Below are 10,097 nucleotides of genomic sequence, written 5' to 3'. Positions count from 1 at the left end.
AACAGCATTAACTTTGGTGCAATTCATCAATAAATTTATTTTTGAAAGACCAATAAACAATATTAAAACACAAATAATTTAATTGCACCCAACGGGTTTGTTAAACTATTATTATTGCCAAAATCTACATAATCGTTGTTGGTAGTTCCTTTAAAATCAAGGTAACTCCAAGTAATGACTACTTTTCCACCCGCACCAGTACCTCCAATTCTACTAGGACCGTTAGCAGTTGTATATCCACCACTACCGCCACCGCCATATAAACTACCCGGGTTGGTAAATTGAGTATCTAGGCCAATGCCTCCTAATGCTCCGCCACCGGAATTTCCTCCATCTCCAGCTTTTGCTGCTGTTCCAGCCGTTCCAGGTAAGCCATAAATATCAGAGGTGGTACCCCCAATGTTTCCAGTTGTAACGCTTGCTCCTCCATTGGCATAAGGATTGGTATTAGTGGCAGGAATACCTCCATTACCGCCTACTGCATTAATTAGCAAAACAGCCGGAGTTGCGGTTAAGGCAAAGGAAGATGAAATTCCATTTCGTCCAAATCCATAATCTCCTATAATTTCAGATCCAACTATAATATTGTATGATGCCCCGGGAGTCACACTCAAAGAGTTATTTTTTACGTAAGCTCCTCCAGCTCCTCCACCACCAGCATGCAAATCACCATTAGCACCACCACCATTACCACCGCCTCCCCAAGCTTCAATAGTTATAGAGGTGACTCCAGCCGGACAAACCCAAGTGCTATTTGATGTAAAGGTTGTTGTTGTTTGTGAATATCCGAAAAATGTAATGATAAAAAAAGCTAAAGTGAAGTAGGTTTTTTTGTAAGTAGTGTAATTTTTTATCATAAAGGTATTCTTGATTATAATTTTCTTAAATAATTAATGAAAAAAGGGACGTTATTTAAACAGAAATCTGACTTTTATGGAACATCAAAAATTGTTTTTTATTCTTCATCAAAGACTTAAAAAAGTAACAGAAAGTAAAATATAAATCTAAAGCTATTAATTGAAGCAGAAATTAAACTGTATGCATAAAAACTACACATTCTTAAAAAAATTGATATTTTACTTACAATATCAAAAAAACCTTGATTTATACTGAGAAATTAATAATATAACGATTGCTAAAAAAAAATAAAAAACCACAACAAATTGTTAATGTTGTGGTAATGTATGGTTTTCCTAATGTTGTTAAGTAAACTATACAAATAGAAAACACTCAACAAGGTATTGTTCTCGGGGCAAATCGATTTTTTACACAATCGACACCTTTTTATTTCTAAACTTCGTCTGAAAAAATTAAGTAAAAAAACAATTTATTTTGAAGAAATGTTTAATCTTAAGTAAGCACAAAATCTTAAATCATCATAACTTAATGAGGGATAAGTTTAGTTTTCATTTTTTTAGATTTGCAGAATAAATAAAAATAAAATTGACGAAAAATACTTTTTTTTATTAATATATGAAAAAGAGTTGTTTCCCTTTTTAAAACAAAAAAACTGTCTAAAAAGACAGTTTATATTTTTATTATAGGATTTTTATTTCAGATAAATGTCAAAAATCAATAATAAGTAAATCAAGAAAGAACCGTACAAAAGAACTAGAAAAGTTTGTGGTTCCATAATAACCCTAAGTGTTGTGCTAAATATTTTTTTCACAATAGTCTGTTTATTAGTTAATGACAATTTTTTTGCTTAATTCACTTTCTGAAGTTTTCAGTTTGGCAATATATATCCCAGAACTAATGCTTTTAATTGGAATTTGAATATTTTGTTGATCCTGATTTTCGACTTTCCAGGTTGAAATGGATTGTCCTTGAATATTAAATAACGTTACTTTTTCTACAGTTGCGTCTAATGAATTATTATTAATTACAAGATTATTACTGTTCTTTATATAAGTGATTTTTATGTTATTATTCTTGATGTTATTCTCGTCAACACTTAGTGTTTTTCCACCATATCTAAGCACAAATCGGTTGTTGAAATCTCCCACTTTAGTACTGAAAACATATGGTTTTTGTTTTAAATCATAAATAATATTAAGGTCTTTATCCTCTAAATAGATGCTTTGACTAGCAAAAACACCATCTAAATGATCAATCCGAATAGAATAGTTTCCTTTTTTTGCTGCATTGTATCCAAGAATTACTGTATCATTTGCATCAAATGGTAACGCACGACCTTGAATAGTAAGTTTAGCTTCTGGAATAATAGAATAGAAGGTAACGTTGTTTCCTCCAAAAGATTCTCCATCAAATCCTCTATCTAAACCTTGCGTTGCATCAGTTATATAGCCTATTAACGTCTGACTAAAAGCACCAGAATTATTGGTTAAATTTAACCAAATTCTATTTTTTTCTTCTACAATTACAGTTTTAGTATTATTATTTGTTTTAAAGAAATCAGGGTTGTTTCCTTCAATTCGCATACTATTATTCAAAGTAACATTTTTTGTTGTTCCATTTGCCATTGTTGTAGCCGCTTTTACAAAGAACGATTGTCCAGTTGCTATAAAACCTGTGGGAGTTGTTACTGCATTAGTTGCAGAAGACGCTGTTCCCGTAGCTCCAGTTTTGTTGAAACTGGCATAATCATTAGCGGTGTAGTTTAAAACATAGTCCCCGTAGAAAGGATCTTGAGTCGTAGTTGTAGGTTGGGGAATCTGAGTCCAAACGTATATTGTTCCGTCTATAGCTGACAAATTTTCAGGTAAATCCAAGAATTTTTTTGCGTCTATTCCAGAAGGATAAGGATTTCCTATGAGATTCCATTCATCATCTTCATCGGCAACTAATCCTCCAATGTTTGCGTTTGTTCCTTTAGATATAGGAGCTAAAATAGTTCCGTTGTTAGGCGTTCCAATAAATGTTGCAGTATAAGTTACTTTTGTTGAAGGATTGCTCGAAAAAGTGTCAGGAGCTTTTAAAATATATCCTTTGGTAGGATTCATTATCGTTGAAGGGCTTAAATTTACCCAATTTCCACTACCTCCGGAAACGCTCGGGTTGTAACTCCAAATATCACTTAATGTTTGAGGAGAAAGACTTCCTAAAGTGAATCCGGAAGCTAATGTTACAGGGGAATTCCAATAGGTGTAATCATAATAACTCATTGGTTGTGTAATTCTTTCTATTCTAATATTCCCAGTATTAGCGTCTTCGTTAGTTTGTACTAGACTGGCATTGTTTCTGATGTTAAAGGCGCCACCAGTATTTACATTAACCCAATCAGTTACTGTCAGGTTATTGCCTGTTTGTATTTCAAAAGAACCTATAGATTTAACTGTTACGTTTTTTGCATAAGCATTGTAATTTGGTCCAGTAATCACTGCGTTTTCATTTACTATCACACAATTTGATGCAGAAGGTACTCCAAATGGTTTCCAATTGTTAGGATTTGTCCAATCAGTAGCTCTGCCGCCACGCCAAATTTTAGTATTATTTTTTACAGTTATAATTTGAGAAACTATAGATCCATCGCTTAAAGAGTTGTTTGCTTTAATAGTAAAGGTTTCAGACTCTAGCTGTGATAAATTTGGTTTTAAATATATAGTGCTGACTTGTTGATTAGTATAAAGAATTGTAGGTGGATTATTAATGTAAGCATCTACAGGTGTTACAAAACTCCAAGTAACAGCGCCAAATGTGGCCTTTATTGTTAAAACATTATTTTCTCCACAAATAGTCGGATTTAATGGAGTAATATTCATGGTTTGTGCGAATCCCAAAAAAGCAATAAAAAGACACCCAAAAGTAAGGTGAATTTTTATTACGATGTTGGTAGGTGTTTTCATTTCTTTTTGGGGTAAAAAGGGTAGATGAATGCTATTTTTTTTTAATTCAAAATAAAATATCCTGATATTTTATATTTTAATTCTTTAATAAAGATAGCTAAATATTTTAAAAAACACGATTAAAAACATATTTAATCGATGAAATACACAAATAATTAAAAATTTATAAGAAAAAAGGTTGAATATTTATTGAAAATTTGTGAAGGACAATTAGAAAATGAAAGATGTAAATACTAAGAAAACCTCCAGTTCCATATATAGATTCGGAGGGATTTTTTATTAGGAAGTTTACGGAATAAATATAATAACAAAGACTGTTCTTTTTATAGTTTTTAATTAATCATCAAAGACAATGACTTTTTTACTTATTTCTACTCCTTCTGAGGTTTTAAGTTTGGCAATATATACGCCAGAACTTACATTTTTAACTGGAACTTGAATGTTTTGTTGTTCTTGATTTTCTGTTTTTTGATTTTCGACAGCTTGTCCTGATATATTAAATAATGAAACCTTATTTACTGTTGTATCTAATTCATTGTTTTTAATGAAGAGTGTTTTTTTAGAATAGTATACCATAATATCATCACTGGATTCGTTTTCTTGAACATCAAGTAATTGTTGTGTTTGATTTTTATTAAACTTCAATGAAAATCGTTTGTTAAATTCGCCTATTGCAAGTGTTATTTTAAATTCACTATTTCTAAGGTCGTGATAAATTTCAGTTTGGTTGTCATATAAATAAACAGTTGTGTTTGAGGAAATATTTTCAAGTTCATCAATTTTTATTTTTACTTCACCTTCGTTTTTAGTGACTATACCTAAAGGAATTGTTTGCTCAGTATTAAAATTTGGTACTGCCTGAATTACAAATTTATTTGTATTAATTTCCCAATACATATCATTTTCATTTATATCATAAATTGGAGCATCATAACCAATATCGAATTGATTCGTTGCATTGCTATCTATTCCAACTAAAATTTGTCGATGCGCACCAATTGATGATTCAAATCCTAATCTTATTTTTTGTCTAGAATCCGCACTTGTTTTTGCTGTTTCTCTTTTTTTCATAAAAACAGAACTTGGAGTACTTTCTCTTTGAAAAACTCGTTGGTTATTTTTGAAAAGTATTGGACCGCCTTGAACCACAGTTGGTATTTGAGCACCTACGACTTCAAAATCAATATAACCATCTATGAAAAATCCTTGAGCTACTGGTATATATCGTTTAGGCACATTTGATCCAATTGCTCCATCATTTAAATTTAATGCGCTATTGTTGATAGCTGCAACGCCTCCCATTAATGTATAAGTTGCGTATCCTCCTTCATATTCAGCCAAAATGTGATTGTTTGATAACCCAAAGTGATCCCAAAAATAAAGCGCTCCACTGAAGGAATTTACAGTTGACCTGCAACCCAAACAATCTTTAAGATTGTCTTTTATGAACTCATCGGCATCAAGAGCTGATGGATATGGATTTCCTATTAAATAACTATTATCTTGGGTCAAGTTCAATGTTATTGTTCCTGAATTTGGTTTACCAATAAAAGAATAGTTTTGCGTATCTGTGACATTAGCAACTCCACCAGTACCTTTCATAGTAAATGCTTCGCCAACTTTTATTGCGCCTTGACTTGTAATATGGGACCATTGATAATAATTAGCCCATTCATCACCTTGGAGTATTTGAGAGTTATAAGACCAGATCCAGCGATCTGATGTTTTTATAGGATTTGAAATTGTTCCATCTGCAAAATCAAAAGCAGTTCCAAAATTTATTGTTTTGGGATTAGCTGAACTTGTGCCATCCTTAATAAGATCCTTAATTATATAAGGCATATTATTTAGACTTCCCTGAATTATGCTTACAGGAGATGACCAGTAATTGTAATTGTAACTATTTTTTTTACCCTGTTGGTCGCGTTTTATGAATCCTGTACTAGTTTCGTCTAATATGCTTTCACTAAACTGATTTGTTGTATATCTTTTTTCAACTAATTGTGACTCTCCAACTAAATCAATATTTCCATCTAATTTTAAGTAATGAGTAATCCATAGTCCTTGTCCATTATTTTTTTCGTCTAATGGTTGTGAAGGTTTTGCAATAGTTAATTTTCCAGATTCAACTTTTAATCCTAATAAAGTAATGTCTTTTGCTGTAGAATTTATATTATGTAAACTTCTTACAATATTCCAATCTATATCCGCTCCGTTAATACCTTTACTATTTGGATAATCCCAAACAGAGTTTCCATAGGCCCACGGAGTTGTTGAAGTTGTATCTGTCCAATCACCACCAATAATTGAATAATAGGGCAGTGGAGCGGTTTGTGGCTCAGCCGAAGTTATATTCTTCAATTTTCCATCAACACCAACACCAAAATTTGGTTTTAGATAACCACAGCCAAATTGATTCATTCTATAATACCCTTTTAAATTTGACCAAGTCAAACCATAAATAGGCATAGGAATAATTTCTCCATACACCACATTGTTACCAGTTATTTGCTCTTTAATTTCCTGATTCATCATTTGACGAATTTGCTCATCGGTTAAAGCAACATTCCAAATTTTAAATTCATCAATCCAACCTTTAAAATAATTTATTGGATTATTAGGAGCATTATTATCTTGATCCATTGCTCCTAATAATGCTTTGTAAGTATTTACAATTGGTAAACTGCTTCCGTTTTTAGTACCCATTAAAATTCCATCAATATATAATTTATATTCACTATTTGAATACGTAACAGCAATATGATACCATCTATTTGATCCAATTTTATGTGGTGAAGTTAAACTTCCTGTACCATTCCATCTAAATGTAACATAATCATTTTGAACTCTCAAGTCATATCCATTTCCAAGAACATTTCCATTTCTTTTAGAAAATATTGTTTGGATATTACTTGATGATACTGCTGTTTTTACCCATACTTCAATACTGAAATTTGAATTTAAATCATAATTTTGCTTTTTAAAATCGATATAATCATTCGTTCCATCAAAGTCTACTGTAGAACAATTAGAAATGAGAACATTAACAGAACTTGAACATCCTTTTACTGTCCAAGTCAATACATAACTTCCCACTTCACCTGTAAAGATTGCGTCAGGATCATTTATATTAGAAAAAGTTCCTGTTCCGCAGCTGCTAGAGCCAGTTATAGACCAGCTGCCTACTACTTCTGTTCCTGGATCATTACAGGTTAAACATCCAATAGGAGCGGTATAGGAACCTTTAGCTTCATTTTGATTGGCTGTTTTAGAATTGTCATAAGCATTTAATTTAACAGTGTTTGACCCGCAAACTTCTGGCCCTAAAGTGATATTATTTCCTGCATAAGAATAACTCACATTTACATCAGCCATAGCAGTTCCTGAGGCGTCATAAGATCTACATCCATCTACCAGAACAGTTGCGCCGTATTGATGTTTTCCTGGAGCTTCAGGGGTATAAGTAAAAGAAGATTCTAATACTCCATTTGCAATAGGAGGAATTCCTGGATTTCCAATTCCATCCGTCCATTCAATTGCATCTAATTTAGGGACTATAGGGATGGTAATTCCGTCAATGGCCCATACACTTTTATCAGATGTTCCATGAAAAGTCCATCGTGCTCTTACTTTAGGTTGTCCTACATATGGAGTTAGATCAAAAGTAGAATTATCGTTTTGAAAATTATATTGAGTAGCGGTTGAACCTAGATGACTTGCCCAGTCCCATGTTTTTGGGCCTATAAAAGATTGAAGCGTAATTGTATAAGTAAGGCCGCCATCAAGAGATAATTCTAGTTTAATATAATCGCCAGAAACCAAATTATAAGCTTGGTCAAAATTAAGTGAAGCCGAACTCATATTTTTCAAACTAAATATTGGAGTTTCTAGAGTTGATACCGTTGTATAAACTTGGGGTTGTTTTTGTTGAATCCAAGAAGAATAGTAATTTCCTTGAGCTATTCCAAATTTTGGATCACCAGAATCATAAGTTATAGTACCAAAAGGATGAGGATTTGTTCCTGCCCAGTTAGTGTCTTTTGTAGCATTACCATTTGCAGTCCAATGTGAAGCAGAAGGTTTACCGTCAATTCTCCACATGTCATCATTGAATTTGTCAGGGAATTGCCCTGTGTTAAAGTCTCCGCCTTTTCCAGCTAAAGCATCTTCTTGTATGGTGTACCCTCGACGTGCCACTAATGTAACATTTTCGTTTAAACAAATATTAAATAAACTTTGAACTAAAATTGGGGGTTTGTCAGCAGGTAAAGCTCTTACATAAAAACTACTAGAATACTGGTAACAAGAATTTACTTTAATTAAGGCTCTAAAGAAGGTAGATTCTGTTGTCGCTGGATAAAAAGTAACAGTATAGTTGTTTGTTGTATTCGGAATGGATACCCAAATAGCATCACCAACTTCGTATTTTTCCCATTGAACAATGGTGCCAATTTGGCCGGTTAGATTTATTTTAATTTCATTCCCGCCGCTATTACAAGATGTTATATTTACTACTGTAGCCGCAGTTGTAGCACCAGCAGAGGTTAAATATCCTTTTAATATACCACCATCAATAACTTCAGAGGTCATTTGAATGTTTTGGTTTTGTGAGGATACATTTCCAGTTGTGTCCGTATAAGTCCAAGTGATAATGGAATTTCCTAAAACACTATAAGGAAATAGAACGTTTGGTACGCCAACAATTGTTCCGTTACATCCATCAATTGCAGTTGGATAGGTCAATTGGGAACTTAACAGTTCGCATGCTGTAAAGTTTAAATTAGGCAAACTTGCTGCGCTTGGCACAGGGGCTGTATTATCAACAACTGTAATCGTTTGTGAGATGTTTTTGCTATTTCCTGAAGCATCTGTAAAATTCCATCCCACTATATAAAATCCCGGAGTAGAAAAAGTATACGGCAATGTTATATCACCTGTAACACCAGTTATAGTTCCACAATTATCTGGCGATGTCGGAGGAACAGAAATGGTTACTGAGCAATTTGCTGTTATCGCTGGAAGTGATGTTATTGAAGGTAATTCGTTATCTATTACTTTGACAGTATAGGAGCAAGTTGCAAAATTTCCAGCAGCATCTTCTACTCGATAACTCACTGTAGTTAACCCTAAATTAAACACTTTGGCACCTAAATTATTAATACCCGTTGCAGCAGATACTCCAGTAGTTGCACCGGTTAGATTCCAAGTCAATTTAGTAACTGCACAGTTGTCAGCAATAGTGGGGTTGCTTGTAGTAACAGAAGCAGAACAAGTACCTGTGCCTACATTAACAGTTAAATTACCAGGGCAAATAATTGTAGGTGCAATATTGTCTGTTATGGTAACAGTATAAACCGTATTAGAACTATTGCCAGCAGCATCAAAAACATAATATGTAATAGTAGTAATACCAAGATTAAAAGAATAAGTTCCAATAGTGTTGATGCCTGTTAAAGGAGAACTAGCTATTGTAGCACCGTTCATAGTCCAAGTTAATTTGGCTACAGTACAGTTATCGGACGTTGTAGGATTAGTTGTAGTAACTGATTTTGAACAAGTTCCAGAAGTAACACTTGTTGAGATATTTGTAATAGAATTGATTATTGGATTTACAGTATCGGTAACAGTCACCACTTGAGTTGCAGTGGCAGTATTTCCTGCGCCATCGGTCACGGTCCAATTCACGGTGGTGTTTCCTAAAGAATAAGTGGTAGAAGGATGATCGTTGGTAACAGAAGCAACAGAACAATTATCAGTTGTTGTTGGAGCAGTCAAAATGGCTATGGTAGCAGTGCATCCGGTATTGGTTGTAGCCGAAACAGGAACAGTACTAATAGATGGGTTAACAGTATCAGTAACAGTCACCACTTGAGTTGCAGTGGCAGTATTTCCAGCACCATCGGTCACGGTCCAAGTCACTGTTGTGTTTCCTAAAGAATAAGTGGTAGAAGGATGATCGTTGGTAACAGAAGCAACCGCACAATTATCAGCAGTGGTTGGAACAGTCAAAACGACTCCAGTGGCAGTACATCCAGTATTGGTTGTAGCCGAAACAGGAACAGTGCTAATAGTTGGCTTAACAGTATCGGTCACAGTCACCACTTGAGTTGCAGTGGCAGTATTTCCAGCGCCATCGGTCACGGTCCAAGTCACTGTTGTGTTTCCTAGAGAATAAGTGGTAGAAGGATGATTGTTGGTAACAGAAGCCACCGCACAATTATCAGCAGTTGTTGGAACAGTCAAAACAACACCAGTAGCAGTACATCCAGTATTGGTTGTAGCCGAAACAGG

Annotated in this window: 3 protein-coding genes; all 3 read right to left on the bottom strand. The window is 33.9% G+C overall.

What is annotated here, in order from left to right:
- Positions 1–62: 62 nt before the first annotated feature.
- The gene (locus ACH2BV_RS00375) at positions 63–857 is read right to left on the bottom strand and encodes a hypothetical protein (protein ID WP_395048429.1); all 795 of its coding nucleotides are present in this window, start codon (positions 855–857) and stop codon (positions 63–65) included.
- 825 nt (positions 858–1,682) lie between these two features.
- Positions 1,683–3,806: a T9SS type A sorting domain-containing protein gene (locus tag ACH2BV_RS00370; protein WP_395048427.1), complete on the bottom strand. Its 2,124-nt coding sequence runs from the start codon at positions 3,804–3,806 to the stop codon at positions 1,683–1,685.
- 336 nt (positions 3,807–4,142) lie between these two features.
- A partial coding sequence (locus ACH2BV_RS00365; RefSeq protein WP_395048425.1) for a LamG-like jellyroll fold domain-containing protein occupies positions 4,143–10,097 on the bottom strand: 5,955 nt, incomplete at its 5' end.

Origin of the sequence: Flavobacterium sp., assembly GCF_043780635.1 — a bacterium.
Classification (GTDB): domain Bacteria; phylum Bacteroidota; class Bacteroidia; order Flavobacteriales; family Flavobacteriaceae; genus Flavobacterium.
This window is presented reverse-complemented; position numbering and strand designations above follow the sequence as displayed.